Genomic DNA, 25,368 nt, shown 5'->3' on the forward strand with positions numbered 1-25,368 from the left:
CCCATGCGGCGGCGGCGCTGCTGGCGCGGGCCTTTCGCATCGAGGGCGCATGAGCGGCGGGCTGGACTGGCCGGGGCTGATGCGCATGGGCCTGGGCCCGGCGCGGCTGGGCGGGCTGGGGCTGACGCCGGCCGAGTTCTGGGCGCTGACCCCGGCCGAGCTGGCGTTGATGCTGGGCGTCGAGGCGCGGGGCGCGGCGATGACGCGCGACCGGCTGGCCGAGCTGGTCGCGCGCTATCCCGACCGGCCCGCCGGTTAGCATGAGGGAAAAGGAGGCGCCGTCATGGCGAACAAGGACGGATTGGACCGGCTGGACGAGGACGGTCCCGCGCTGGGCCGGGGGCTGGAGCAGAGCGCGCGGCTGGCGGCGGAGTTCGACGCCGAACTGGCGCGGCTGCGGGCCTCGATGGTCCATACCAACCGCGAGGTGGGCACGCTGACATCGGGCATCGGCAACGGGCTGCGCCGGGCGTTCTCGGGGCTGGCCTTCGACGGCATGAAGCTGTCGGACGCGCTGAAGGGCATCGCGCGCAGCATGGCCGACAGCGCATTCGCCGTGGCGATGAAGCCGATCGAGCAGGCGCTGGCCGGGGCGATCGCGCAGGGGGTGAACGGCATGGTCTCGGCGGCGCTGCCCTTTGCGGATGGCGCCGCCTTCGCGCAGGGGCGGGTGATGCCCTTTGCCAAGGGGGGCGTGGTGAGCCAGCCGACCTATTTCCCGATGCGCGGCGCGACCGGGCTGATGGGCGAGGCCGGGGCCGAGGCGATCATGCCCTTGCGCCGCGGCGCGGACGGGCGGCTGGGGGTCGCGGCCCAGGGCGGGGGGCGGCCGGTCAGCGTGACCTTCAACGTCTCGACCCCCGACGTGGCGGGGTTCCAGCGCAGCCAGAGCCAGATCGCCGCCCAGATGGGCCGGCTGCTGGCGCGCGGGGAAAGGAACGGGTGAGCCATGGCATTTCACGAGATCAGGTTCCCGGCGAACCTGTCCTTCGGCTCGGTCGGGGGGCCGGAGCGGCGGACGGAAATCGTCGCGCTGACCAACGGCCACGAGGAGCGGCGCACGCCCTGGGCGCATTCGCGGCGGCGCTATGACGCCGGGCTGGGCTTGCGCTCGCTGGACGATGTGGCGGCGCTGATCGCCTTTTTCGAGGCGCGGGCCGGGCAGATGCACGGGTTTCGCTGGAAGGATTGGGCCGATTGCAAGTCCTGCGCGCCAAGCTCGGCGGTGAGCTTCCAGGACCAGGAGATCGGCATGGGCGACGGGATGCGGCGCGAGTTTGCGCTGCGCAAGGCCTATGCCTCGGGTCCGGCGCGCTATTGGCGGCCGGTGGCGAAGCCGGTCCAGGGCACGGTGCTGGCCGGGGCCGGGAATGTCGAGCTGCGCGCCGGGGTGGATTTCGCGGTGGACTGGGCGACGGGCGTGGTCAGTTTCGCCGCGCCGCCCGAGCCGGGGGCCGTGGTCACGGCGGGGTTCGAGTTCGACGTGCCGGTGCGCTTCGACACCGACCGGATCGCGGTCTCGGTCGCGTCCTTCCAGGCGGGCGACCTGCCGCAGGTGCCGGTGGTGGAGGTGCGGGCATGACCGAGACGATTGCGCGGGCCTGGGCGGTCGCGCGGCGCGACGGGCTGGTGCTGGGCTTTACCGACCACGACCTGGCGCTGTCCTTCGACGGCGTGACCTTCCGGCCCGACAGCGGGCTGAGCGCGCGGGCGCTGGTGCAGGGCCTTGGCCTGTCGGTGGACAACAGCGAGGCGGTGGGGGCGCTGTCGGACAGCGCCATCACCGAGCGCGACCTGATGGCCGGGCGCTGGGACGGCGCCGATGTGCGCCTGTGGGAGGTGGACTGGACCGACAGCGCGAACCGCCGGCTGGTCTTTCGCGGCCATCTGGGCGAGGTGGTGCGCAGCGGCGCGGCGTTCCGCGCCGAGCTGCGCGGCCTGTCCGAGCCGCTGAACCGGGCGCAGGGGCGGGTCTATCATCCGCGCTGCTCGGCCATGCTGGGGGACGGGCAGTGCCGGTTCGACCTGGCGCGAGCCGGCTATTCGGCCGAGGGCGTGGTCGAGGCCGAGGACGAGGGCCGGCTGGCGCTGTCGGGCATCGCGGGCCATGACGGCGGCTGGTTCGAGCATGGCCGGCTGGTCGTGCTGACCGGCGCGGCCGAGGGGCTGTCGGGCCTGGTCAAGGCGGATGCCGCCCTGCCCGGCGCGCGGCGCGAGGTCGAGTTGTGGACCGCGCTGGGTATCCGGCCCGCCGCGGGCGACCGGGTGCGGCTGGAGGCGGGTTGCGACAAGCGGGCCGAGACCTGCCGGATGAAGTTCCTGAACTACCTGAACTTTCGCGGCTTTCCGCACCTGCCGCCCGAGGACTGGCTGATCGCGCCCAAGGTGAACCGATGAGCGCGGCCGTCGTTCGGGCGGCGCGGGCCTGGATCGGCACGCCCTATGTGCATCAGGGCTCGGTCAAGGGGGCGGGGACGGATTGCCTGGGGCTGGTGCGGGGGGTGTGGCGCGAATTGTGCGGCGCCGAGCCCGAGGCCATGCCGGCCTATACGCCCGACTGGGGCGAGGTCGGCGGGGCCGAGCTGCTGCTGGGCGGGGCCGGGCGGCTGCTGCGGCCCGCGCCCGACGAGCGGCCGGGCGACGTGCTGGTCTTTCGCATGCGGGCCGGGGCGCCGGCCAAGCATATGGGAATAGTGGCGGACATCGGCGAGCGGGCCAGCTTCGTGCATGCCTATGACCGGCATGGCGTGGTGGAAAGCCCGCTGTCGGCGCCGTGGCGGGCGCGGATCGCCGGGCGGTTCCGGTTTCCGCCGCTATAGGGAAAAGGGAAAGCAATGGCGACGATTCTGCTGGCGGCGGTGGGTGCCTCGCTGGGTGCGGGCTTTGGCGGCACGGTTCTGGGGCTTTCGGGCGCCGTCATCGGCCGGGCGGTGGGCGCAAGCCTGGGCCGGATGATCGACCAGCGCCTGCTGGGCGGCGGCTCGAAGGCGGTCGAGACCGGCCGCGTGGACCGGATGCGCATCCAGACCGCGGGCGAGGGCACGCCGATCGCGCGCATCTGGGGGCAGATGCGGGTGCCGGGCCATGCGATCTGGGCCGGCCCGCTGGTCGAGACCCGGCGCAGCCATGGCGGCGGCAAGGGCTCGGGCCCGCGCGTGACCGAGATCGGCTATCGGGCAAGCCTGGCGCTGGCGCTGTGCGAGGGGCCGATCCTGGGGGTCGGGCGCATCTGGGCGGATGGCGAGGAGGTCTCGGCCGATGCGCTGAACATGCGGGTTTACCTGGGCGACGAAGAGCAGCTGCCCGACCCGGCCATTGCGGCCGAGGAGGGCGAGGCGGCCCCGGCCTATCGCGGCCTGGCCTATGTCGTGCTGGAGGATCTGGCGCTGGAGACCTGGGGCAACCGGGTGCCGCAGCTGTCCTTCGAGGTGGTGCGGGCGGCCAGGCAGGGGCGGGGCCTGTCGCGCGAGGTGCGGGCGGTGGCCATGATCCCCGGCACCGGCGAATATGCGCTGGCGACGACGCCGGTCCGCTATGACATGGGCCTGGGCGAGATGCAGGTCGCCAACCACAACAGCGCGCTGGGGGCGACGGACTTCCTGGCCTCGATGGCGACCCTGGGGCGGGAACTGCCGCGTGTCGGCTCGGTCTCGCTGGTGGTGTCCTGGTTCGGCGACGATCTGCGGGCCGGCGAATGCACGGTTCGGCCCAAGGTCGAGGATCTGTCGCGCGATGGCCAGGGGATGGCCTGGCGGGCCGGCGGCATCGGGCGCGATGAGGCGCAGGCGGTGGCGCGGGTGGACGGGCGGCCGATCTATGGCGGCACGCCCGCCGACGGCTCGGTCGTCGAGGCGCTGCGGGCGATCGGCGAAAGCGGGCGCAAGGCGGTGTTCTATCCCTTCATCCTGATGGAGCAGCTGGCGGGGAACGGCCGGCCCGATCCCTGGAGCGGGGCCTCGGACCAGCCGGTCATGCCCTGGCGCGGGCGCATCACCGCCAGCGTCGCGCCGGGGCGCGAGGGCAGTCCCGTGGGCACCGCCGAGGCCGCCGAGGAGGTGGCGCGGTTCTTCGGCACGGCCGAGGCCGGGGATTTCACCCGCGACGGTTCGGTGATCGGTTACGACGGGCCGGCCGAGTGGTCCTATCGCCGGTTCATCCTGCATTACGCGCATCTTTGCGCGGCCGCGGGCGGGATCGACGCCTTCCTGATCGGGTCCGAGATGGTCGGGCTGACGACGATCATGGCGGCCGGGCATTCCTTTCCGGCCGTGCAGGAGTTGCGGCGGCTGGCGGCGGATGTGCGCGGTATCCTGGGCGAGGGGGTCAAGGTCGGCTATGCCGCCGACTGGTCGGAATATTTCGGCCATCATCCCGGCAACGGCGACGTGCATTTCCACCTGGATCCGCTTTGGGCCGACGAGAACATCGACTTCATCGGCATCGACAATTACATGCCGCTGTCGGACTGGCGCGAGGGCGAGGATCACCTGGACGCCCGTCACGGGCGGATCGATGATCCGGCCTATCTGCTGGCCAATGTCGCCGGCGGCGAGGGCTACGACTGGTATTACGCCAGCGATGCCGACCGGCAGGCGCAGCGACGCACGGCAATTCATGACGGCCCGCATCACGAGCATTGGATCTGGCGCTACAAGGACATCCGCGGCTGGTGGCAGAACGCGCATCACGACCGCATCGGCGGGGTGCGGCGGGCGCAGCCCTCGGCCTGGGTGCCGGGCAGCAAGCCGGTGTGGTTCACGGAGATGGGCTGCGCCGCGCTGGACAAGGGCACGAACCAGCCCAACAAGTTCCTGGATGCGATGAGTTCGGAATCCATGCTGCCGTATTTCTCGGACGGGCGGCGGGACGACCTGGTGCAGGCGGCCTATGTGCGGGCGATGACCGGGTTCTGGGGCGATCCGGCGAACAATCCGGCGCGGGCGGCGTTCGGGCGGACCGGGGCGGGGCGGATGGTGGACATGGCGCGCGCGCATGTCTGGTGCTGGGACGCGCGGCCCTATCCGGCGTTCCCGGCGCGCCTGGACCTGTGGTCGGACGGCCCGGCATGGGAGCGCGGGCACTGGCTCAACGGTCGCGCCGGCGCGGTGCCGCTGGCCGATGTGGTGGCCGAGATCTGCCGCGAGGCGGGGGTGCGGGCATTCGACGCCGAGGCGCTGCGCGGGCTGGTGCGCGGCTATGCGCTGTCGGGGGCCGAGACGGGGCGGGCGGCGCTGCAACCGCTGATGCTGGCGCATGGGTTCGACGCGGTCGAGCGCGACGGCGTCCTGCGCTTTGTCATGCGCGGCGCGCGGGTCGATGCCGAGCTGGGGCCGGAGGACATGGCGCTGGCCGAGGAGGTCGCGGCCGTCGAGGTTTCGCGCGCCGCCGATGCCGAGATGGTGGGCCGCATCCGGCTGACCCATGTCGAGGCGGGCGGCGATTATGCCGCGCGCACGGCCGAGACGGTGATGCCGGGGGCCGAGTTCCTGGCGGTCTCGGACAGCGAGCTGGCGATGGCGCTGACCCGCGGCGAGGGGCGGGCGCTGGCGGAACGCTGGCTGTCGGAGGCGGCGGTGGCGCGGGACGCGGTGCGCTTTGCCCTGCCGCCCTCGCTGGGGCATCTGGGGCCGGGGGACGTGGTGCGGCTGGCCGAGGGGTCGGCCGAGGCCAAGCGCTGGCGCATCGACCGCATCGAGCGCGCGGGCGCGATCACGGTGGACGCGGTGCGGGTCGAGCCGGGGGTCTATCGCCCGGCCCGCGTGGTCGAGGGCGAGGCGGCGCTGCGCCCCTTCGTGCCGCCGATCCCGGTCTGGCCGGTGTTCCTGGACTTGCCGCTGCTGCGCGGCGACGAGGTGGCGCATGCGCCGCATCTGGCGGTGACGGCGACGCCCTGGCCGGGGGCGGCGGCGGCCTGGGTCTCGACCGAGGAGGCGGGGGGCTATGCGCTGAACGCGACGCTGGCCGAGCCTTCGGTCATGGGGGTGACGGAAGGGCCGCTTTCGGCGGCGCGGCCGGGGGTCTGGGACCGCGGGCCGGCGCTGCGGCTGCGGGTCAAGGGCGGCAACCTGCGCTCGGCCGGGGTCGAGGCGCTGCTGGCGGGCGCGAACCTGCTGGCGATCGGCGACGGCTCGGCCGAGGGCTGGGAGCTTTTGCAATTCGCCGAGGCGCGGCTGGTTTCGGCCGGGCTATGGGAGATCTCGATGCGGCTGCGCGGGCAGGCGGGGACGGATGCCTTCATGCCGGCGGTCTGGCCGGCGGGCAGCGTGGCGGTGCTGCTGGACGGGGCGGCGGCGCAGGTGGAGCTGGCGCCCTCGGCCCGCAACCAGCTGCGGCATTGGCGCATCGGGCCGGCCACGCGCAGCCCGGACGACCCCAGCTATCGCCACGTCGCCGCGGCGTTCCGCGGCGCCGGGCTGCGGCCGCTGTCGCCCTGCCACCTGGAGGTCCGCGGCCGGGTCGTGACCTGGGTGCGGCGCACGCGGATACAGGGCGACGGCTGGGACGGGCCGGACGTGCCGCTGGGCGAGGCGCAGGAGCGTTACGCCGCCCGGCTGGTCCGGGACGGGCAGGTGCTGGCCGAGGCCGTGCTGGCCGAGCCGCGCTGGGCGGTGCCTGAGGGCGTCTGGGCCCAGGCCGCGGCGGGCGGCGGCTTTGCCGTCGAGGTCGCCCAGCTTTCCGACACGTTCGGGGCCGGGCCCCATGCAAGGAGGATGATCCATGTCTGAGAACACGACCGCGAATTGCGCCCTGCCGCTGCTGATGCCGGCGCAGGCGCAGAAACATGTCACGGTGAACGAGGCGCTGATGCGGCTGGACGGGCAGGTGGACCTGGTGCTGCAAAGCCTGACCCGCATCACCCCGCCCGAGACGGTGGTGGACGGGCTGTGCTGGGGCGTGCCGCAGGGCGCGGTCAACGCCTGGGAGGGGCAGGGCGGCAAGATCGCCATCGGCGCGAACGGCGGCTGGGTCTTTGTCGAGCCGGGTTTCGGCCGGCGGGCGCTGGTCGCCGACCAGGGGGTGGTGGCGATCCATGGCGGGGCGGCCTGGGTGCCCGGCGCCATCACCCTGGGCCAGCACGGCTCGGGCCTGCTGGCGCGGCAGCTTGACGAGGATGTGACGCTGGGCGCGGGCGCGTGGTTCGAGACGGCGATGGCCGTGCCGTCCGGCGCGCTGGTCATCGGCGCCACGGCGCGGGTGCTGGAGGCGATCACCGGCAGCGCGACATCCTGGTCGCTGGGCACGGCGGGCAGTTCGGACAGCCTGACGCGATTCGGTCACGGGCTGGGCAAGGCGCAGGGCTCCTGGGCGCGGGGGCTTGCCTCGCCGCCCGTGGTGTTCTGGGAGCCTGCGCCCCTGCGGCTGACGGCCGCGGGCGGGCAGTTCGCCGGCGGCAAGGTGCGCATCGTGCTGCATTGGTGGGAATTGCGGCTGCCGGATTGAGCGGACTTTTCGCGCCCGCCGGTTTCCGCTAGACTCGGCGGGTGAAACTGACGGGCGCCCGTATGAACTTGCAGAAAGACATGATCGAGCCGCTGTCCGACGCGCGCGATGCCCCGCGCGATTCGGTCTGGGGCCGCATCCAGCGCGAGGCGCGGATCGCCGTGCGCGACGAGCCCCTGCTGGGCGCGCTGATCCATGCCGGGCTGCTGCATCATGCCACATTCGAGGCGGCGCTGGCCTATCGCTTTTCGCTGAAGCTCGCCTCGCGCGAGATGAGCGAGCAGATCCTGCGCGAGATCGCCGACGATGCCTTTGCCCGCGCGCCGGAACTGTCGGCGGCGGCGCAGGCGGACCTGCTGGCGGTCTATGACCGCGACCCGGCGACGCACCGGCTGATGCAGCCGATCCTGTTCTTCAAGGGCTACCAGGCGCTGCAAGCCTATCGCATCGGGCATTGGCTGTGGCAGCAGGGCCGCCGCGACATGGCCTATTTCGTGCAGATGCGCTGCTCGGAAGTGTTCGGCGTCGATATTCACCCGGCGGCGAAGATCGGCACGGGCGTGATGATCGACCATGCCCATTCCATCGTCATCGGCGAGACGGCGGTGGTCGGCAACGATGTGTCGATGCTGCATTCGGTGACGCTGGGCGGCACCGGCAAGGAGGATGGCGACCGCCATCCCAAGATCGGCAACGGCGTGATGATCGGCGCCGGCGCCAAGGTGCTGGGCAATATCCGCGTCGGCCATCATTCGCGCATCGCCGCCGGCTCGGTCGTCTTGGCCGAGGTGCCGCCCTGCAAGACCGTGGCCGGGGTGCCGGCGCGGATCGTGGGCGATGCGGGCTGCGCCGACCCGTCGAACACGATGAACCAGCTTCTGGGCCACGAAGACCTGTTCTAGAGCCAGTCGGCGTTGCCGCTGCCGGTCAGCTCGGCCAGCGTGAGGTTTTCGCGTGCGAGCCGTTGGTCGAGGTCGCGCGCGATCCGGGCGGCCAGCGAGAAGCCCTGGTAGACCAGCGCGGAATAGATCTGGACGGCCGAGGCGCCGGCCCGCAGCTTTTGCCATGCCTGCTCGGCCGAGCCGATGCCGCCGACGCCGATCAGCGGCACGCGGCCCTGCGTCTCGCGATAGAGCCGGGCGAGGATGCGGGTGGCGCGGTCGAAGAGCGGCGCGCCGGAGAGGCCGCCGGTTTCCCCGGAATGCGGCGAGGCGAGGCCGTCGCGCGAAAGCGTGGTGTTGGTGGCGATGATCGCATCGACCGGGGCGGCCAGCGCCACGGCGGCGATGTCGGCCAGCGCGGCATCGTCGAGGTCGGGGGCGATCTTGATGAACACCGGCGGGCGGTTCGGCAGCGCGTCGCGCGCCGCCAGCACGCCTTGCAGCAGGGCCGACAACGCCTGGGGGCCCTGGAGGTCGCGCAGCTTCTCGGTATTGGGCGAAGAGACGTTGACGGTCAGGAAATCGGCATGGGCGCCGGCAATGCGCACCACCTGCGCGAAATCGGCGCTGCGGTCGGCGCTGTCCTTGTTCGCGCCGATGTTCAGCCCGACCGGGATGCCCGGCGGGCGCTGGGCGAGCCGGTCGGCGATGGCCTGCGCGCCCTCGTTGTTGAAGCCGAAGCGGTTGATGATCGCGCGGTCCTGGGTCAGGCGGAACAGGCGCGGCCTGGGGTTGCCGGGCTGCGGGCGCGGGGTGGCGGCGCCGACCTCGACGAAGCCGAAGCCCGCGCGCATCAATGCGGGCAGGGCACGGGCGTTCTTGTCGTAGCCGGCCGCCAGACCCACCGGGTTCGGCAGGTCGAGGCCGGCGAGCTGCGTGCGCAGCCGGTCGGAGGTGACGGGCCAGCCCGGCAGCGGCACCAGCCCGAGCCGCAGGGCGAGGATCGAGAGGTCATGCGCGCGTTCGGGGTCCAGGCGATGCAGCGCGGCAAGGCCCAGCCGCTCGATGGGGGTCATGCGAGATCTCCGATGTCGTGGCCGGCGGGGCCGAGGGACAGGGGGCGGCTCCAGATCACGTCGCCCATGCGCAATTCGCGGTAGAGGTGCGGAAAGAGATCGCCGCCGCGCGAGGGTTCCCAGCGCAGCTCGGGCAGGGCGTCGCCGTCCAGCGCCAGCAGGTGCAGCCCGTCCTCGGCCGCGAAATGGCGCGACAGGGTGCCGGGCAGCTGCGCGGCGGTGGAGAGGTGGACATAGCCGTCCGCCAGGTCCACCGGCGCGCCGGCGCTGCGGCCCTGCCGTTGGAATGCCTGGAACTCGGCGGTGCGGAAGATCTTGTAAACCAGCATGGCGGGTTCATGCGTCGCGTGATGCGGGGCGTCAAGCGGCATCGCGTCGCCCCAACGGCTTCGCCAATTGACGCCGCGGCCGGCATCCCGCAATCTGCCGCCCATCCAGACATTCGGGGTGAGAGGGATCGAGATGAAACGCGGGCTCATGGTTTCGGCGGCGATCGTCGCGCTGTCTTCGGGCGCGGCGCAGGCGGGTTATACGCTGCATGTCCTGCATATCAACGATTTCCACAGCCGGATCGAGCCGATCAACGCCTATGACAGCACCTGCGACGCCGAGACCGAGGCGCAGGATGGGTGCTTCGGCGGCGTGGCGCGGCTGGCGACCAAGATCCGCGAGCTGCGCGACGGGCTGAAGGCCGAGGGCCAGAACGTGATCGTGCTGGACGCGGGCGACCAGTACCAGGGCAGCCTGTTCTATACGACCTACAAGGGCAAGGACACGGTCGAGTTCATGAACGCCATCGGCTTCGACGCCATGGCGGTCGGCAATCACGAATTCGACGACGGGCCGCAGGGGCTGCAGATCCTGGCGGAGGGCGCGAAGTTTCCGGTCGTCTCGGGCAACCTGGACCTGTCGCAATCGCCCGAGTTGAAGGACAAGGTCGGCGACGTGCTGGTGCTGGATGTCGGCGGCGAGCAGGTGGGCATCGTCTCGGCCCTGGCGATGGACACGCCCGAGACCGCCTCGCCGGGCGACAAGGTCATCTTCATGGACGACATGGACAGCCTGAAGGCCGACGTCCAGGAACTGACCGAGCAGGGCGTGAACAAGATCATCGCGCTGACCCATTCCGGCTACAGGCGCGACCAGGAATTCGCGGCCGAGGTGGCCGGGATCGACGCGGTCGTCGGCGGGCATAGCCATACGCTGCTGGGCCAGCTCGAAGGTGCCGCCGGTCCCTATCCGACCATGGTCAAGGGCGCGGACGGCACCGAGGTTCCGGTGGCGACCGCCTATGCCTATGGCAAATACCTGGGCCATCTGGTCCTGACCTGGGACGACGAGGGCAAGCTGGTCAAGGCCGAGGGGCAGCCGATCCTGCTGGACGGCTCGGTCGCGCCGGACGAGAAGCTGGCCGCGCGGGTCAAGGAGATGGCCGCGCCCATCGAGCAACTCAAGCAGAAGCGCGTGGCCGAGATCGCGGCGCCGATCGACGGCAGCCGGGAAACTTGCCGGGCGCGGGAATGCGAGATGGGCAGCCTGGTCGCCGACGCCATGCTGGCACGCGTCAAGGACCAGGGCATCACCATCGCGATCCAGAACGGCGGGGGCTTGCGCGCCTCGATCGCCGCGGGGGTGGTGACGATGGGAGACGTGCTGTCGGTCCTGCCCTTCCAGAACACGCTGTCCACGTTCCAGCTGAAGGGCGCGGACGTGGTCGCGGGGCTGGAAAACGGCGCGAGCCAGATCGAGGAGGGCGCCGGGCGCTTTGCCCAGGTCGCCGGGCTGAAATACACGCTGGATCCCTCGGCCCCGGCGGGCAGCCGGATCAGCGACGTGCAGGTGCGCGACGGCTCGGACTGGGTGCCGATCGATCCCGAGGCGGTCTATGGCGTGGTCTCGCAGAATTACATGCGCGCGGGCGGCGACGGCTACAGGGTCTTTGCCGAGAACGCGATGAACGCCTATGACTTCGGGCCGGATCTGGCGGATGTGCTGGCCGAATACCTGGCCAAGCAGGGGCCGGGCTTCGTGGCGCGGGTGGATGGCCGCATCACCGTGAAATGACAGGAACGCAAAGGGGCCGGGCATAAGCCCGGCCCTTTTTTGCGTTCGGGGGTCATCAGGACTTGGCTTCGTCGCCATCCGCCAGCGGCAGGGCTTCGCGCAGGAAGCGTTCGAAATCGTCCAGGTCCACCGGCTCGAACTGGCCGAAGCCCTGCATCCAGACCGAGGCGTTGCGCAGCCCGTCGGGTTCCAGCTTGCACCAGATGATGCGCCCGCGCCTTTCCTGCCGGATCAGTCCCGCGGCCGCCAGCACGGCGAGATGCTTGGAGATCGCCGCCAGGCTGACCTGGAAGGGCGCCGCCACATCCGTCACCGCCATGTCGTCTTCCAGCAGCATGCCAAGGATCGCCCGCCGGGTCGGATCGGCGAGGGCGGAGAAAATGGCGTCGAGGCTGGGTTGCTGTGCGGGCATCGGCTTTGCTTAACTTGCCGGTTGAATATGGAGCGGATGGCCACCGGACCGCAAGGCCGGGTTTCCGCGATGGGCGGCTTTCGCGGAAGCTTTGTTTTTCAATAGGTTGCAATTTCCGGGGCCTTGCTTGACTCGGGGGGCGCGAGTCCCTATCACCGCGCCAACCGATAACGGGGGTGTGAGCCGTGGCCGAGGACGACCATGACGCCGCGCGATCCCGAGACGCGGAGCGGCTGCGCGCGCTGGAGGCCCGGCTGGGTAAGAAGGCGGCGGACAAGCCGGCCTCGCGCGGGGAAGAGCATTTCAGCCAGGCCAACATGGCCTGGCGCATGGTGACCGAGCTGGTGGCGGGATTGGCCCTGGGCTTCGGGATCGGATACGGGCTGGACTATCTGACCGGCCTGCAGCCGGTCTTCATGGTGGTCTTCGTGCTGCTGGGACTGGCGGCCGGCATCAGGACCATGATGCGGACCGCGAACGAGATAGGCAAGACACCGGGACGTCCCGGCGACGACAAGGGTGAATGACGATGGCAGAAGAAGAAGCAGGTGGTCTGGTTTTCCATCCGATGGACCAGTTCGTCGTCAAACCGCTGTTTGGCGAAGGGCCGGTGAACTGGTACACGCCGACCAATGCGACGCTGTGGATGGCGCTGGCGGCGCTGGCGATCACCGCGCTTCTGGTCTTTGGCACCCGCGGCCGGGCCATCGTGCCGAACCGCGTCCAGTCCATCGCCGAGCTGCTTTACGGCATGGTCCACAAGATGGTCGAGGACGTGACCGGCAAGGACGGGCTGAAATACTTCCCCTATGTGATGACGCTGTTCTGCTTCATCCTGTTCGCGAACTTCCTGGGCCTGCTGCCGAAAAGCTTTTCGCCGACCTCGCATATCGCCGTGACGGCGGTGCTGGCGGTGCTGGTCTTTGTCGGCGTGACCGTGCTGGGCTTCGTCAAGAACGGCGCGCATTTCCTGGGCCTGTTCTGGGTCAGCTCGGCGCCCCTGGCGCTGCGCCCGGTGCTGGCTGTGATCGAGCTGATCTCGTATTTCGTGCGGCCGGTCAGCCATTCCATCCGACTTGCCGGCAACATCATGGCCGGCCACGCGGTGATCAAGGTCTTTGCCGCCTTCGCCGCCATTGCCGCCATCGCGCCGGTTTCGGTCGTCGCCATCACCGCCATGTATGGGCTCGAGGTGCTGGTGGCGCTGATCCAGGCCTATGTCTTCACCATCCTGACCTGCGTCTACCTGAAGGACGCGCTGCATCCGGCGCACTGAGCCGGGCAGCCAAGGTCTGAAACGAAAACCCTTTCCAAAAGCCTCAAGGAGCATGAACATGGAAAATCTGGGTCAACTGGGACAGTATCTCGGCGCCGGTCTGGCTTGCGTCGGCATGGCGGGCGCCGCCATGGGGGTGGGCAATGTCGCCGGCAACTACCTGGCGGGCGCGCTGCGCAACCCGTCGGCCGCTGCCTCGCAGACCGCCACGCTGTTCATCGGCATGGCCTTTGCGGAAGCCCTGGGCATCTTCTCGTTCCTGGTCGCGCTGCTGCTGCTGTTCGCAGTCTGATCCTTTTGCCATCCTTGCGGTTGGGTGGGGGCGTCACGCGCCCACCCGATTGTGAAACGACCGGCATGGGGTAGGATATGTTCAGCCTGTTGCAACAGACCGCGCCCGTCGTGGTCGAAGAATCTGAAACGGTGATCATCACCGAATCCGCCGAAGCGGCGGGTCATGGCGCCGATGCGGCCCATGCCGTGGCCGCGGCGGATGCAGCCCATGGCGCGGCTGGCCATGCCGCCAGCGCCCCCGGCATGCCGCAACTGGATTTCACCACCTTCGGCAACCAGATCTTCTGGCTGCTGGTCATCCTGGCGGTGATCTACTGGGTTCTGTCGCGGATCGCGCTGCCGCGCATCGGCGGCGTCATCTCGGACCGCCAGGGCGCCATCACCGGCGACCTGATGGCTGCCGAGGAATTCAAGCAGAAGGCCAAGGAGGCCGAGGCCGCCTATGACAAGGCGCTGGCCGACGCCCGCGCCGAGGCCGGCAAGATCGTGGCCGCCAACAAGGCCGAGATCCAGAAGGAACTGGACGCCGCCATCGCCCATGCCGATGCGGAAATCGCCGCGCGCGCGGCGGAATCCGAAAAGCGCATCGGCGAGATCCGCGCCTCGGCCATCGAGGACGCGCGCAATGTCGCCCGCGAGGTGACTGCGGCCTTGGTGGAGAATTTCGGCGGCAAGGTTGACCAGGGTCTGGTCGATGCGGCGGTCGACCAGCGACTGAAGGGGGCGCTGCAATGAAACGTCTGAGCGTTCTCTTTGCCCTGATGGCAAGCCCGGCGCTTGCGGCTTCGGGCCCGTTCTTCTCGCTGCGCAATACCGACTTCATCGTCACGCTGGCCTTCCTGCTGTTCGTCGGCATCCTGGTCTGGTTCCGCGTGCCGCAGATCGTCGGCGGCTTGCTGGACAAGCGTGCCGAGGGCATCCGCAACGACCTGGCCGAAGCCCGCCGCCTGCGCGAGGAAGCGCAGGAGATCTATGCGAGCTACGAGCGCCGCCAGCGCGAGGTCAAGGGCCAGGCGGACGAGATCGTCGCCAATGCCAAGCGCGAGGCGGTTTCGGAAGCCGAAAAGGCCAAGAAGGCGCTGCAACTGTCGATCGAGCGCCGGCTGAAGGCCGCCGAGGAACAGATCGCCAGCGCCGAGGCCGATGCCGTGCGCGCCGTGCGCGACCGGGCTATCCAGACGGCGATCGGTGCCGCGACCGAGATCCTGGGCAAGCAGGCCAGCCCGGCCGAGCGCAGCGCCGGCATCGACCAGGCCATCGAGGAAGTGGGCCGGCGGCTGAACTGAGGCTGCGGAATCGAACGAGAGGGGTGCGGCCAAGCATCCCCATGGGACAGTGACCGGACCCCCGAGGCGGAGACGCTTCGGGGGTTTTTCCTTTTCCGCCCATCGAGGGCGCAAAAGCAAAGGGCCGGCCGCCTTTCGGCTGCCGGCCCGCGCCTGGCGTCCCTGCCGCGATCAGCGGGTCGGGATGATCAGGATCTCCACGCGGCGGTTCTGCGCCCGGCCGGCAGCGGTGTCGTTCGAGGCGACCGGCTGGGTCGCGCCGCGGCCCATGGTGGTGAGGCGCGATTGCGACACGCCGCCGGCGCCCAGGATGCCCGCGACCGAACGCGCCCGGCGCTCGGACAGATCCTGGTTGTAGGCGGCCGAGCCGGTGCTGTCGGTATGGCCGACGATCTGGATACGGCTGTTGGGATATTGGTTGAGGTTGCGGGCGATGGTGTAGAGATCGTTCTGCCCCTGCGCCCCCACCGCCGCGGAATCGGTCGCGAACAGCGTGGTTTCCGGCATCACCACCGACAGATGGGTGCCGTGGTTCACGATCTGGATGTTCGGGTTGTTCAGCGATTGCTGCAACGCGCGCTGCTGCTGGTCCAGGATCGAGCCGCCGACGGCGCCCGCCGTCGCGCCGATGATCGCGCCCTTCACGGCGTTCGAGCGGCTTTCGCCGGCGCCGATCAGGCCGCCCACCACCGCGCCGGCGATGGCGCCCTGCTGGGTGCGGCTGGTCTGTTGGGGCTGGCCGTAGGGATCGGTCGGCGCGCAGGCGCTGATGGCGATCACGCCCGCCGAGGCGAGAAGCAGCGAAATACGGGTCTTCATTCCTTCACCTTTCTTTTCAGGGCGATCCTACGCCGCCTGTCCTTGCGACGCGGCCGGCCTTCCCGTCTCCGGGGGCCGGCGGCTGATGCCCAAACGCGGTCACATTGGCATGGGTTCCGGGCCAACTCCACAGGAATAGACGGGAAATCGAGGCACGCGGCTCACAAAGCGGCGATGGCGCGGGGCGCGATGCTCGCGCCTTCGCGCGCAAGCAGCGCGCGCTTTACCGCCTCGCCCCAATGATAGCCGCCGATGCGGCCGTCGGTGCGGGTCACGCGATGGCAGGGGATCGCCCAGGAGACCGGGTTCTGCCCGACCGCCGTGCCGACCGCGCGCAGGGCGTTCGGACGGCCGATGCGCTCGGCCAGCATGGCATAGCTGATGACCTGTCCCGGCGGCACTTCGGCCAGGGCACGCCAGACCTGCAACTGGAACGCGGTGCCGCCAAGGCGGACGGCGATCTCGCCCTCGCCGGCCAGCAGGGTCTGGATGGCGGGGGCCAGCGCCTCGGGGGCCTTGACCAGCCGGGCGCCGGGGAAGCGGGCGACCAGGTCGGCCTCGACCCGGTCCTCGGGCATGGGACCGGCAAAGCCCAGGGCCCAGAGCGCGCCGCCCGCCCCCAGCGCGACCACGGTGCCGAGCGGCGTCGGAAAGCGCCCGCGACAAAGCACCGCGCCGGCATGCTGGGCCGGCTGCGTGGTGATCGAGACCCGCAGCCCCGGCTGGGGCTGGGCAAGGGAGAAAAGCGTTCGTGTCATGCCTGACTCGCAATTGTCGCTGTGTCAGCCTAGCGCAACCGCGGGCCAAATCCATACGGGAAAGCTTGCGCATGGCGGCGGGGCAGGGCATCTGGGGGCGCATGGCACGCAGCACCCTTTCCCGCCTTCCCCCCGCCTTGCCCTATGCGGCCCAGGTCGCGATCTTTTCGCGCCTGCGCGAGGCCAATCCGCATCCCGTGACCGAGCTGCAATATGTGAATGCCTTCACCCTGCTGGTGGCGGTGGCGCTGTCGGCGCAGGCGACCGATGTCGGGGTGAACAAGGCGACCAAATCGCTGTTCCAGCGCGTGACCACGCCGCAACAGATGCTGGAGCTGGGCGTCGAGGCGCTGACCGAGGAGATCAAGACCATCGGGCTCTACCGCCAGAAGGCCAAGAACGTCATCGCCCTGTCGCGCCGGCTGGTCGAGGAATATGGCGGCGAGGTGCCGCAATCGCGCGCGGCGCTGATGACCCTGCCCGGCGTCGGGCGCAAGACGGCGAATGTCGTGCTGAACAGCGTGTTCAACTTTCCGGCGCAGGCGGTGGACACGCATATCTTCCGCGTCGGCAACCGCACCCGCATCGCGCCGGGCCGCGACGTCGAGGAGGTCGAGCGCGCCATCGAGGACAACGTCCCCGTCCCCTTCCAGCAGAACGCGCATCACTGGCTGATCCTGCACGGCCGCTATATCTGCCAGGCGCGGCGCCCGCGTTGCCGGATCTGCCCCATCGAAGATCTCTGCCCCTATGAGGAGAAGACCGAATGACCACCCCCTACGTGATCGGGATCGGCAATGCCGTGATGGATGTGATCGCGCCGACCTCGGATGCGACGCTGGCGCGGCTGGGGGTGGAAAAGGGCATCATGCAGCTGGTCGACCGCGCGCGATCCGAGTTCCTGATGGCGGCGCAATCGGCCGATCCGCAGGCGGGCAAGGCGCGGCTGGTGCCGGGCGGCTCGGTTGCGAACACCCTGGCGGGGCTGGGAATGCTGGGGCTGCGCACGGCCTTCATCGGCAAGGTGGCGGGCGATCCTCTGGGGCTGAGCTATGCCGAGCAGACCGAGGCGCAGGGCACGGTCTTCGTCAACCCGCCTGTGGCGGGGGACGTGGCCCCGACCTCGCGCTCGATCATCTTCGTGACGCCGGATGGCGAGCGGTCGATGAACACCTACCTGGGGATTTCCGGCGAACTGGGGCCCGACGACGTGAACCCCGCGACCTTCAGCGGCGCGGACTGGCTGTTCCTGGAAGGCTATCTCTTCGACAAGGACGCCGGCAAGGCGGCCTTCCTGAAGGCGGCCGATGCCTGCCACGCGGCGGGCGGGCAGGCGGGGATCGCGCTGTCCGATCCGTTCTGCGTCGACCGTCACCGCGCCGATTTCCGCCGGCTGGTGGCGGGGCCGATGGATTACGTCATCGGCAATGTCCACGAATGGCAGTCGCTCTATCAGGTCGAGGATCTGGAGGAGGCGCTGCGCCTGGCCTCGGCCGATTGCGGGACGGTGATCTGCACCCGCTCGGGCGAGGATGCGATCCTGATCCGCGGGGCCGAGCGGGTAACGGCGCCGGTGCATCGCGTGGTGCCGGTGGATGCGACCGGGGCGGGCGACCAGTTCGCGGCCGGGCTGATCTATGGGCTGGCCATCGGCGCCGACCTGGCGGCGGCGGGGCGGATGGGCTGCATCGCGGCAGCAGAGGTCATCGGCCATGTCGGCGCCCGGCCCGAAAGCGACCTGCGCGCGGCCTTCCGGGCCGAGGAACTGGCCTGATCGCGCCTTGGGGCGCGGTCCCTGGGGTATTTGGGCAACAGAGAAGTGCCGGAAGGGGGAACCCTTCGGCGCTTTTTCTTTGAGTATTCGGGAAACGGTGAAATGCCCTGGTTGCGGGTTTCCTGCCGGGGGTGCGGAATTGGCCCGGCGCCGGTTTTTCTCCGTTCTTCAAATACCCCGGCAACCGGGCGGACAAGGCTTAACCGGCCCTGCCCGCCGCGAGAGTTCAGGCAGCCTTGTTGCCGGCGCCGGTCCGGCCGTAGAAGCTTTCGCCTTTCGCGGCCATGTCCTTGAGCAGTTGCGGCGCGGCGAAGCGGGCGCCGAATTTCGCCGCCAGATCCTCGGCGATCTCGACCGCACGCGGGGCGCCCAGCATGTCGAGCCAGCCGAAGGGGCCGCCCGACCAGGGCGCGAAGCCCCAGCCGAGGATGGCGCCCACGTCGCCCTCGCGGATGTCCTCGAGCACGCCTTCCTGCAGGGCGCGGACGGCTTCCAGCGATTGCGCGAACATCAGCCGGTGCTGGATTTCGGTCAGCTCGGGCTGGGTGTCGGCTTCGGGCCATTCGGCGGCGAGGCCCGACCAGAAGCCCTGGCGCTTGCCGGCCTCGTCATAATCGTAGAAGCCGGCCTTGGTCTTGCGGCCCAGCCGGCCCTGGTCGGCGAGCCGGAAGATCACCTGGTCCACCGCCCCGTCCGGGTAGGCCTCGCCCATGGCCGCGCGCGTCGCCTTGGCGATCTTGACGCCCAGGTCGATCGAGGTTTCGTCCACCAGTTGCAGCGGTCCCAGCGGCATGCCCATCATCTTGGCCGCGTTCTCGATCAGCGTGGGGCTGACCCCTTCGGCCACCATGCGGATGCCCTCGTTGATATAGGGGATGATGCAGCGATTGGCGTAGAAGAAGCGCGCGTCGTTGACCACGATGGGCGTCTTGCGGATCTGGCGCACGAAGTCCAGCGCCTTGGCCACCGCGCGCGACCCGGTTTCGCGGCCCTTGATGATCTCGACCAGCAGCATCTTGTCCACCGGGCTGAAGAAATGGATGCCGATGAACTGGTCGGGCCGGGCGCTGGCCTTGGCCAGCTCGCTGATCGGCAGGGTCGAGGTGTTGGTGGCGAAGATCGCGTCCTGCGGGATCACCGCCTCGGCGCGTTTGGTGACTTCGGCCTTGACGGCGGGGTCTTCGAACACTGCCTCGACCACCAGGTCGCAGCCTTGCAGGGCGGCGTAATCGGTGGTGGGCGTGATGCAGGCAAGCACCTCGGCCTTCTTCTCTTCGGTGGATTTGCGGCGGCTGATCGCCTTGTCCAGCAGGCCCGTGGAATAGGACTTGCCGCGCTCGGCCGCCTCTTGCGTCGCATCGATCAGCACCACCTCGATCCCGGCCATGGCCGAGACATGGGCGATGCCGGCGCCCATCATGCCGGCGCCGAGGATGCCGAGTTTCCTGACCGTCTGGTCCGGCGCCTCGGGGCGGTTCGCGCCCTTCTCCAGCGCCTCCTTGTTGATGAAGAGGCTGCGGATCATCGCCGTGCTGGAGGGGTTCATCAGCACGTTGGTAAACCAGCGCGCCTCGATCTTCAGCGCCGTGTCGAAGGGCACCATGGCGCCTTCATAGACGGCGCTCAGCAGGGCCTTGGCCGCCGGATAGACGCCCAGGGTCTTGCCATGCACCATGGCGCTGGCGCCGACGAAGGTCATGAAGCCGGAAGGGCTATAGGGCTCGCCGCCCGGCATCTTGTAGCCCTTGGCGTCCCAGGGCTTGACCAGGTCGGCATCGCCCGCCTTCAGCACCCATTCGCGGGCGGCTTGCAGGGGGTCGGCAACGACCTCGTCGATCAGGCCGGCGGATTTCGCCTTGGCGGGGTCCGAGAGCTTGCCTTCCAGCAGGAAGGGCGCGGCGCCCATGGCGCCCAGCTTGCGCACCAGCCGGGTGGTGCCGCCGGCGCCGGGGAAGATGCCGACCATGATCTCGGGCAGGCCGATCCTGGCCTTCGGGTTCTCGGCGGCAAAGATGCGATGCGTGGCCAGCGGCAGCTCCAGCCCGATTCCCAGCGCCGTGCCGGGCAGGGCGGCTGCGATGGGCTTGCCGCCCTTTTTCGTCTTGGGGTCCATGCCGGCCAGCTCGATCTTGCGCAGCAGGTGGTGCAGCGTCATCACCCCGTCGAAGACCGCCTGCGCGCCGCCCTGCTTCATGCCGGCGATGACGTTCAGGTCCATGCCGGCGGCGAAGTCCTTCTTGCCGCTGGTGATGACGATGCCCTTCACGGCCGCGTCGGCCAGGGCCTCGTCGATCAGCGCGTTCAATTCGGCCGCGCCGTCCAGCGACAGCACGTTCATCGACTTGCCGGGCACGTCCCAGGTGATGATGGCGACGTCGTCGGCGCCTTTATCCATGGTGAAATCGGTCATCTTCCCCTCCGCTCAGACGCGCTCGATGATGGTGGCCGCGCCCATGCCGGACGCGATGCAGAGCGTGGCGAGGCCCACGGTCTTGTCCTGCCGCTCCAGCTCGTCGAGCAGCGTGCCGATGATGATGGCGCCGGTGGCGCCCAGCGGGTGGCCCAGGGCGATGGCGCCGCCATTGACGTTGACCACGGCGGGATCGACCTGGAAGGCCTGCATGAAGCGCAGCACGACCGAGGCGAAGGCCTCGTTCACCTCAAAGAGGTCGATGTCGCTGATCGCCATGCCTGCGTCGCGCAGGATCTTTTCCGTCACCGGCACCGGGCCGGTCAGCATGATGGTCGGGTCGGTGCCGATCTTGGCGGTGGCGCGGATGCGGGCGCGGGGCTTGAGCCCATGCGCCTTGCCGAATTCCGCATTGCCGATCAGCACGGCAGCGGCGCCGTCCACAATGCCCGAGCTATTGCCCGCGTGGTGGATATGCTCGATGCGGTCCAGATGCGGGTATTTCAGCATCGCCACCTTGTCGAAGCCGGGCATGGACTCGCCCATCTCCTTGAAGCTGGCCTTCAGCTTGGCCAGATCCTCCAGCGTGGTGCCGGGGCGCATGTATTCGTCGCGGTCGAGGATGGTCAGGCCGTTCTGGTCCCTGACCGGCACGATGGACCTGGCGAAGCGGTCCTCATCCCAGGCGATGGCGGCGCGGCGCTGGCTCTCGACGGCAAGGGCATCGGCCTCTTCGCGGGTAAAGCCGTATTCGGTGGCGATGATGTCGGCGCTGATGCCCTGCGGGACGAAATAGGTCTTGAAGGTCAGGCTGGGGTCCACGGCGATGGCGGCGCCGTCGCTGCCCATGGCGACGCGGCCCATCATCTCGACGCCGCCGGCGATATAGGCGTCGCCTGCGCCGCCCCTGACCTGGTTCGCGGCCAGGTTCACCGCCTCCATGCCCGAGGCGCAGAAGCGGTTGATGGCGAGGCCGGGGATCGACTCGTCCAGGTCGGATTCCAGCACTGCCGAGCGGGCGAGGCAGCCGCCCTGTTCCTTGACCTGGGTGACATTGCCCCAGATCACGTCCTCGACGGCATGGCCCTCGAGCCCGTTGCGCTCCTTGACGGCATTCAGCAGCCGGGCGGAAAGCGCGACCGAGGTGACTTCGTGCAGGCTGCCGTCCGGGCGGCCCTTGCCGCGCGGGGTGCGGGCGGCGTCGTAGATATAGGCTTCGGTCATGCGTCCTCCTTCGCGGCCCGGTCCGCGGGATTGCCGGGCATCAGGTCATAGGGATGTTTCCAGCCGGGCAGGGCCTGGATGCGGTCCAGCCAGGCGTCGATCCGGGGCCATTCGGCGCGGTCGAAGCCGAAGGGCTCGGGGTAATAGAGATAGCTGCAACAGGACAGGTCGGCGATGGTGGGCCGGTCGCCCGCCAGCCAGTCGCGCCCGGCCAGATGCCCGTCCAGCGTCTTCAGCGCCGCCTTGCAGCGCCCCTGCAGCCAGGCGATGACCTCGGCGGGGCGTTTCTCGGGCGGCAGGAAGTTCATCAGGAAGCGCAGCGTGCCGAATTGCGACGAGCCCTTGTGGTTGTCCCAGAACAGCCAGCGCAGGATCTCGCTCCGGTCGCCGTCCATGAAGCGCCCGGTCCTTTCGGCCAGGTGCAGCAGGATCGCGCCCGACTGGGCCAGGGTCAGGCCGTCCTCGACGTAGACCGGCGCCTCGCCCATCCCGTTCAAGGCGCGATAGTCGGCGCCGCGCATGGCGCCGCCGAAGAAATCCACGAAGACCGGCTGCCAGGGATGACCGGTCAGCTGCATCATCAGCGCCACCTTGTAGGAATGGCCGGATTCTCCGAAGCAGTGAAGCTGGGCGGTCATGCTGTTTCCTTTCCTTCGACTTGGCGCCGGGCTTCCCGGTCGCATGGGTATTTTTACAACGAAGAAGACGCGCCTTAACCTTGTCTTAACCGCTCCCTGCGAAACTCGGCGGTGCGGTACAGGCTGGGGAGCCGATGACCGCCAACGGAGAAGTCGCCCCGGTCATTTGGCCAAAACCTGTCCCGCCTGAACCGCGGGGGTGGCCGGGGCGCAACCTGCCGATTTCTTCGTTGCCCAAATACCCATGCGACCTTGCCGCCAGGCGCCCCCCTTGCCCGTTTCAGAACCGCCCTGCATCCAGCGCCATCACCGGCTCGGCGCCCGAGCGGATGCGGGCCAGATGCGCCGCGGTCATCGGCAGCTGTCGCGCCATGTAATAGCGGCCGGTCGCCAGCTTGGTCTCGTGGAAGGCCGGATCCTCGGTAGCGCCATCCAGCGCCGCCTTGGCCGCAGCCGCCATCCGCGTCCACATCAGCCCCAGCGCCACATGGCCGAAGAGGTGCATGAAGTCGTAGGAGCCCGCCAGCGCCGCGTTCGGGTTCTTCATGCCCTGTTCCATGAAGAACATCGCCGCCGATTGCAGATCCTTCGAGGCCGCCTTCAGCGGCTCGCAGAAGCCGGCCTTCAGCGCCGCGTCGCCCTCATGCGCCTTGATCTCGGCCTTGACCAGCTCGAAGAAGGCCATGACCGGCTTGCCGCCCTCGGCCGCGAGCTTGCGGCCGACGAGGTCCAGCGCCTGCACCCCGTTCGCGCCCTCGTAGATCATGGCGATGCGGGCGTCGCGGACGAATTGCGACATCCCCTGTTCCTCGATATAGCCGTGGCCGCCGAAGACCTGCTGGGCCTGCACCGCCGTCTCGAAGCCCTTGTCGGTCAGGAAGCCCTTGATCACCGGCGTCAGCAGCGAGACGAGGTCATGGGCCTCCTTGTCCTCGGCCAGAACGGCGCGGTCGATCAGATGCGCGCCCCAGAAGGCCAGCGCGCGGGCGCCCTCGAGGAAGCTTTTCTGGTCCATCAGGTTGCGGCGGATATCGGGATGCACGATCAGCGGATCGGCCGGACCCGCAGGGTTGGCATCGCCCGTCACCGCGCGGCCCTGCAGCCGGTCGCGGGCATAGGCGACGGCGTTCTGATAGGCGGCCTCGGCCACGGAATAGCCTTGCAGGCCGACGCCGATCCGGGCCTCGTTCATCATGGTGAACATGGCGCGCATGCCCTTGTGCAGCTCGCCCACGAGCCAGCCTTTCGCGCCGTCATAGTTCATCACGCAGGTGGCATTGCCGTGGATGCCCATCTTTTCTTCCAGGTTGCCGACCGAGACGGCGTTCCTGTCGCCCAGGGAGCCGTCCTCGTCGACCAGGAATTTCGGCACGATGAAAAGCGAGATGCCCCTGGTGCCCTCGCCCCCGCCCGGCGCCTTGGCCAGGACCAGGTGGATCACGTTTTGCGACATGTCGTGGTCGCCGGCCGAGATGAAGATCTTCTGCCCGGTGATCAGGTAGCTGCCGTCCTGCTGCGGCTCGGCCCTGGTGCGCAGCAGGCCCAGGTCGGTGCCGGCATGGGGCTCGGTCAGGTTCATGGTGCCGGTCCATTCGCAGCTGACCATCTTCGGCAGGTAGGTGGCCTTCTGCTGTTCGGTGCCATGGGCGTGGATGGCGGAATAGGCGCCATGCGTCAGGCCCTGATACATGGTGAAGGCCATGTTCGAGGCCGAGAACATCTCGCCCGCCGCCAGGCCGATCACATAGGGCATGCCCTGGCCGCCGTATTCCGGGTCGCAGTCGAGCGCGGTCCAGCCGCCCTCGCGCATCTGTTCGAAGGCTTCCAGGAAGCCCCTGGGGGTATGGACCACGCCGTTTTCCAGCGTGCAGCCCTCGCGGTCGCCGACGGCGTTCAGCGGCGCCAGCACCTCGGAGGCGAGCTTGCCGGCCGCCTCCAGCACGGCCTGGGTGAAGTCGCGGTCAAGATCGCCGTAACCCGGCAGATCCTGGTTCGAGATGTCCAGCACGTCATGCAGCACGAATTGCATGTCGCGGATGGGCGCGGAATAGGTGGTCATCGGTCCTCCCGAAAGTTCGCCCTCAGGCGTCGGATTTCAGTCTTTGCAGCGCGGCCTCGCCCTCGGCGATCTGCTGGCGCAGCTCGGCGATGGCTTCGCCCAGTTCGCGGTGCTGCCGCTCCATGTCGGCAAGCCGGTCGCGGGCGGTGGCGAGCGTGGCTTCGGTCTGGGTGATGTTGCGTTCGGCCGGGTCGTAAAGCTCCAGCAATTGCCGGATCTGCTCCAGCGAGAAGCCGAAGCGCTTGCCGCGCAGGATCAGGGTCAGCCGGGCGCGGTCCGAGCGGCCGTAAAGCCGATGCTGGCCGCGGCGCTGCGGAAACAGCAATTCGCGGGATTCGTAGAATCGCAGCGTGCGCGGCGTGACGTCGAAGGCGTCGCACATCTGGCGGATGGTCAACAGCTCGTCGCCCATGGCCGATCCTCTCCCCTTGGCACATTCACTTGCCGGGGAATATAGGTCGAGTTGACGTGCGCGTAAGGGGGGACGTGGCGTCAGCGCCCGGCTCAGCCCCTTTTCGCCGTCCCGGCGCCGTTCTGGCCCGCCCCGTCCTGGCCCGCGCCATCCTGGCCCATGCCGTCCAGGATCGCGACGGTGTCGTTGCGCAGGGCCAGCAATTCGGTCATCGAGGCTTCGAGCTCGTCGCGCTGCTGGCGCAGCACCTCGAGCTGGCGGTCGGCCAGCTCGATCCAGACGCGATACTGCTCCTGCGTGCCCTTTTCGCCATAGATCAGCAGCCATTGCCGGATGTCCTCGAGCGAGAAGCCGAAGCGGCGGCCGCGCAGGATCAGCTTCATCCGGGCGATCTCGCGCGGGCCGTAGAAGCGCGAGCGGCCTTCCTTGCGGGGGCTGAGCAGCTCGATGTATTCGTAATAGCGCAGCGTCCGGGGCGTCACGTCGAACCGTGCGCACATTTCCTTGAAGCCAATGTATTCGCTATCGGACATCGGATGAACTCT

Annotated in this window: 27 protein-coding genes; 16 read left to right on the plus strand and 11 right to left on the minus strand. The window is 69.3% G+C overall.

Going from position 1 to position 25,368, the window contains the following annotated elements:
* The first annotated feature begins 49 nt into the window (after window positions 1–49).
* The 8 genes from FE811_RS04235 (at window position 50) to cysE (ending at window position 8,342) form a co-directional block, all read left to right on the plus strand.
* On the plus strand, window positions 50–259 hold the full coding sequence (locus tag FE811_RS04235; RefSeq protein WP_036760250.1) for a phage tail assembly chaperone: 210 nt from the start codon (window positions 50–52) through the stop codon (window positions 257–259).
* A gap of 24 nt (window positions 260–283) precedes the next feature.
* Window positions 284–946: a phage tail tape measure protein gene (locus FE811_RS04240; RefSeq protein WP_140846823.1), complete on the plus strand. Its 663-nt coding sequence runs from the start codon at window positions 284–286 to the stop codon at window positions 944–946.
* Between the two features lie 3 nt (window positions 947–949).
* Entirely contained in the window at window positions 950–1,582 is a 633-nt protein-coding gene (locus FE811_RS04245; protein WP_116220485.1) for a DUF2460 domain-containing protein, read from the plus strand.
* Window positions 1,579–2,397 carry a DUF2163 domain-containing protein gene (locus tag FE811_RS04250; protein ID WP_116220484.1) on the plus strand — a complete coding sequence of 273 codons (819 nt, stop codon included), beginning with the start codon at window positions 1,579–1,581 and terminating at the stop codon, window positions 2,395–2,397. The genes FE811_RS04245 and FE811_RS04250 overlap by 4 nt, the downstream gene beginning before the upstream one ends.
* Window positions 2,394–2,819 (plus strand): NlpC/P60 family protein, encoded by a 426-nt coding sequence (locus tag FE811_RS04255; RefSeq protein WP_116220483.1) that lies wholly within the window; start codon window positions 2,394–2,396, stop codon window positions 2,817–2,819. Before FE811_RS04250 ends, FE811_RS04255 begins: the two co-directional genes overlap by 4 nt.
* A 15-nt stretch (window positions 2,820–2,834) precedes the next feature.
* A complete protein-coding gene (locus tag FE811_RS04260) occupies window positions 2,835–6,725 on the plus strand; it encodes a glycoside hydrolase/phage tail family protein (RefSeq protein ID WP_116220482.1) in 3,891 nt (1,296 codons plus the stop codon).
* A complete protein-coding gene (locus FE811_RS04265; RefSeq protein WP_114537673.1) occupies window positions 6,718–7,440 on the plus strand; it encodes a DUF2793 domain-containing protein in 723 nt (240 codons plus the stop codon). The genes FE811_RS04260 and FE811_RS04265 overlap by 8 nt, the downstream gene beginning before the upstream one ends.
* Window positions 7,441–7,502: 62 nt before the next feature.
* Window positions 7,503–8,342 (plus strand): serine O-acetyltransferase, encoded by an 840-nt coding sequence (cysE, locus tag FE811_RS04270; protein ID WP_114537672.1) that lies wholly within the window; start codon window positions 7,503–7,505, stop codon window positions 8,340–8,342.
* Here the strand turns inward: cysE and FE811_RS04275 are convergent.
* Complete coding sequence (locus FE811_RS04275) at window positions 8,339–9,397, minus strand: quinone-dependent dihydroorotate dehydrogenase (protein ID WP_116220481.1); 1,059 nt, start codon at window positions 9,395–9,397, stop codon at window positions 8,339–8,341. The genes cysE and FE811_RS04275 overlap by 4 nt on opposite strands.
* The gene (locus tag FE811_RS04280) at window positions 9,394–9,726 is read right to left on the minus strand and encodes a DUF952 domain-containing protein (protein ID WP_072462128.1); all 333 of its coding nucleotides are present in this window, start codon (window positions 9,724–9,726) and stop codon (window positions 9,394–9,396) included. Before FE811_RS04280 ends, FE811_RS04275 begins: the two co-directional genes overlap by 4 nt.
* Before the next feature lie 133 nt (window positions 9,727–9,859).
* Between FE811_RS04280 and FE811_RS04285 the strand changes: the two genes are divergently transcribed.
* Window positions 9,860–11,461 (plus strand): bifunctional UDP-sugar hydrolase/5'-nucleotidase, encoded by a 1,602-nt coding sequence (locus FE811_RS04285; RefSeq protein ID WP_116220480.1) that lies wholly within the window; start codon window positions 9,860–9,862, stop codon window positions 11,459–11,461.
* A 55-nt stretch (window positions 11,462–11,516) separates the two neighbouring features.
* On the opposite strand, the gene FE811_RS04290 is transcribed toward FE811_RS04285, so the two are convergent.
* Entirely contained in the window at window positions 11,517–11,873 is a 357-nt protein-coding gene (locus tag FE811_RS04290) for a helix-turn-helix transcriptional regulator (RefSeq protein ID WP_036756246.1), read from the minus strand.
* 185 nt (window positions 11,874–12,058) lie between these two features.
* On the opposite strand from FE811_RS04290, the gene FE811_RS04295 reads away from it, so the two are divergent.
* From FE811_RS04295 to FE811_RS04315, 5 genes are all read left to right on the plus strand, one after another.
* Complete coding sequence (locus FE811_RS04295; RefSeq protein WP_036756244.1) at window positions 12,059–12,400, plus strand: AtpZ/AtpI family protein; 342 nt, start codon at window positions 12,059–12,061, stop codon at window positions 12,398–12,400.
* Between the two features lie 2 nt (window positions 12,401–12,402).
* The gene (locus tag FE811_RS04300) at window positions 12,403–13,149 is read left to right on the plus strand and encodes a F0F1 ATP synthase subunit A (RefSeq protein ID WP_036756242.1); all 747 of its coding nucleotides are present in this window, start codon (window positions 12,403–12,405) and stop codon (window positions 13,147–13,149) included.
* A 58-nt stretch (window positions 13,150–13,207) separates the two neighbouring features.
* Complete coding sequence (locus FE811_RS04305) at window positions 13,208–13,441, plus strand: F0F1 ATP synthase subunit C (protein WP_010394077.1); 234 nt, start codon at window positions 13,208–13,210, stop codon at window positions 13,439–13,441.
* A gap of 77 nt (window positions 13,442–13,518) precedes the next feature.
* Window positions 13,519–14,178 (plus strand): F0F1 ATP synthase subunit B', encoded by a 660-nt coding sequence (locus FE811_RS04310; RefSeq protein ID WP_181180816.1) that lies wholly within the window; start codon window positions 13,519–13,521, stop codon window positions 14,176–14,178.
* Window positions 14,175–14,729, plus strand: a complete 555-nt coding sequence (locus FE811_RS04315; protein ID WP_036756240.1) for a F0F1 ATP synthase subunit B — start codon at window positions 14,175–14,177, stop codon at window positions 14,727–14,729. The genes FE811_RS04310 and FE811_RS04315 overlap by 4 nt, the downstream gene beginning before the upstream one ends.
* A 171-nt stretch (window positions 14,730–14,900) precedes the next feature.
* Here the strand turns inward: FE811_RS04315 and FE811_RS04320 are convergent, their stop codons facing one another.
* Both FE811_RS04320 and FE811_RS04325 read right to left on the minus strand, forming a co-directional pair.
* Window positions 14,901–15,548 (minus strand): OmpA family protein, encoded by a 648-nt coding sequence (locus FE811_RS04320; protein WP_114537670.1) that lies wholly within the window; start codon window positions 15,546–15,548, stop codon window positions 14,901–14,903.
* Window positions 15,549–15,709: 161 nt separating this feature from the next.
* Complete coding sequence (locus FE811_RS04325) at window positions 15,710–16,306, minus strand: methylated-DNA--[protein]-cysteine S-methyltransferase (RefSeq protein ID WP_114537669.1); 597 nt, start codon at window positions 16,304–16,306, stop codon at window positions 15,710–15,712.
* Window positions 16,307–16,407: 101 nt separating this feature from the next.
* Between FE811_RS04325 and nth the strand changes: the two genes are divergently transcribed.
* Both nth and FE811_RS04335 read left to right on the plus strand, forming a co-directional pair.
* The gene (gene nth, locus FE811_RS04330; RefSeq protein ID WP_051419489.1) at window positions 16,408–17,076 is read left to right on the plus strand and encodes an endonuclease III; all 669 of its coding nucleotides are present in this window, start codon (window positions 16,408–16,410) and stop codon (window positions 17,074–17,076) included.
* Window positions 17,073–18,080, plus strand: coding sequence for an adenosine kinase (locus tag FE811_RS04335; protein ID WP_036756234.1), 1,008 nt, complete (start codon window positions 17,073–17,075; stop codon window positions 18,078–18,080). Before nth ends, FE811_RS04335 begins: the two co-directional genes overlap by 4 nt.
* Window positions 18,081–18,306: 226 nt before the next feature.
* On the opposite strand, the gene FE811_RS04340 is transcribed toward FE811_RS04335, so the two are convergent.
* The 6 genes from FE811_RS04340 to FE811_RS04365 form a co-directional block, all read right to left on the minus strand.
* On the minus strand, window positions 18,307–20,490 hold the full coding sequence (locus FE811_RS04340) for a 3-hydroxyacyl-CoA dehydrogenase NAD-binding domain-containing protein (protein ID WP_140846828.1): 2,184 nt from the start codon (window positions 20,488–20,490) through the stop codon (window positions 18,307–18,309).
* A 12-nt stretch (window positions 20,491–20,502) separates the two neighbouring features.
* A complete protein-coding gene (locus FE811_RS04345; protein ID WP_116220478.1) occupies window positions 20,503–21,714 on the minus strand; it encodes an acetyl-CoA C-acetyltransferase in 1,212 nt (403 codons plus the stop codon).
* The gene (locus tag FE811_RS04350; RefSeq protein ID WP_116220477.1) at window positions 21,711–22,352 is read right to left on the minus strand and encodes a glutathione S-transferase family protein; all 642 of its coding nucleotides are present in this window, start codon (window positions 22,350–22,352) and stop codon (window positions 21,711–21,713) included. The genes FE811_RS04345 and FE811_RS04350 overlap by 4 nt, the downstream gene beginning before the upstream one ends.
* Before the next feature lie 280 nt (window positions 22,353–22,632).
* Window positions 22,633–24,411 (minus strand): acyl-CoA dehydrogenase C-terminal domain-containing protein, encoded by a 1,779-nt coding sequence (locus tag FE811_RS04355; protein WP_116220476.1) that lies wholly within the window; start codon window positions 24,409–24,411, stop codon window positions 22,633–22,635.
* A 22-nt stretch (window positions 24,412–24,433) separates the two neighbouring features.
* A complete protein-coding gene (locus FE811_RS04360) occupies window positions 24,434–24,823 on the minus strand; it encodes a MerR family DNA-binding transcriptional regulator (RefSeq protein WP_036756222.1) in 390 nt (129 codons plus the stop codon).
* Between the two features lie 92 nt (window positions 24,824–24,915).
* A complete protein-coding gene (locus tag FE811_RS04365; protein WP_036756220.1) occupies window positions 24,916–25,356 on the minus strand; it encodes a MerR family DNA-binding transcriptional regulator in 441 nt (146 codons plus the stop codon).
* Window positions 25,357–25,368 lie beyond the last annotated feature (12 nt).

The sequence above is a fragment of the Paracoccus sp. FO-3 genome (genome assembly GCF_006386455.1).
Classification (GTDB): domain Bacteria; phylum Pseudomonadota; class Alphaproteobacteria; order Rhodobacterales; family Rhodobacteraceae; genus Paracoccus; species Paracoccus versutus.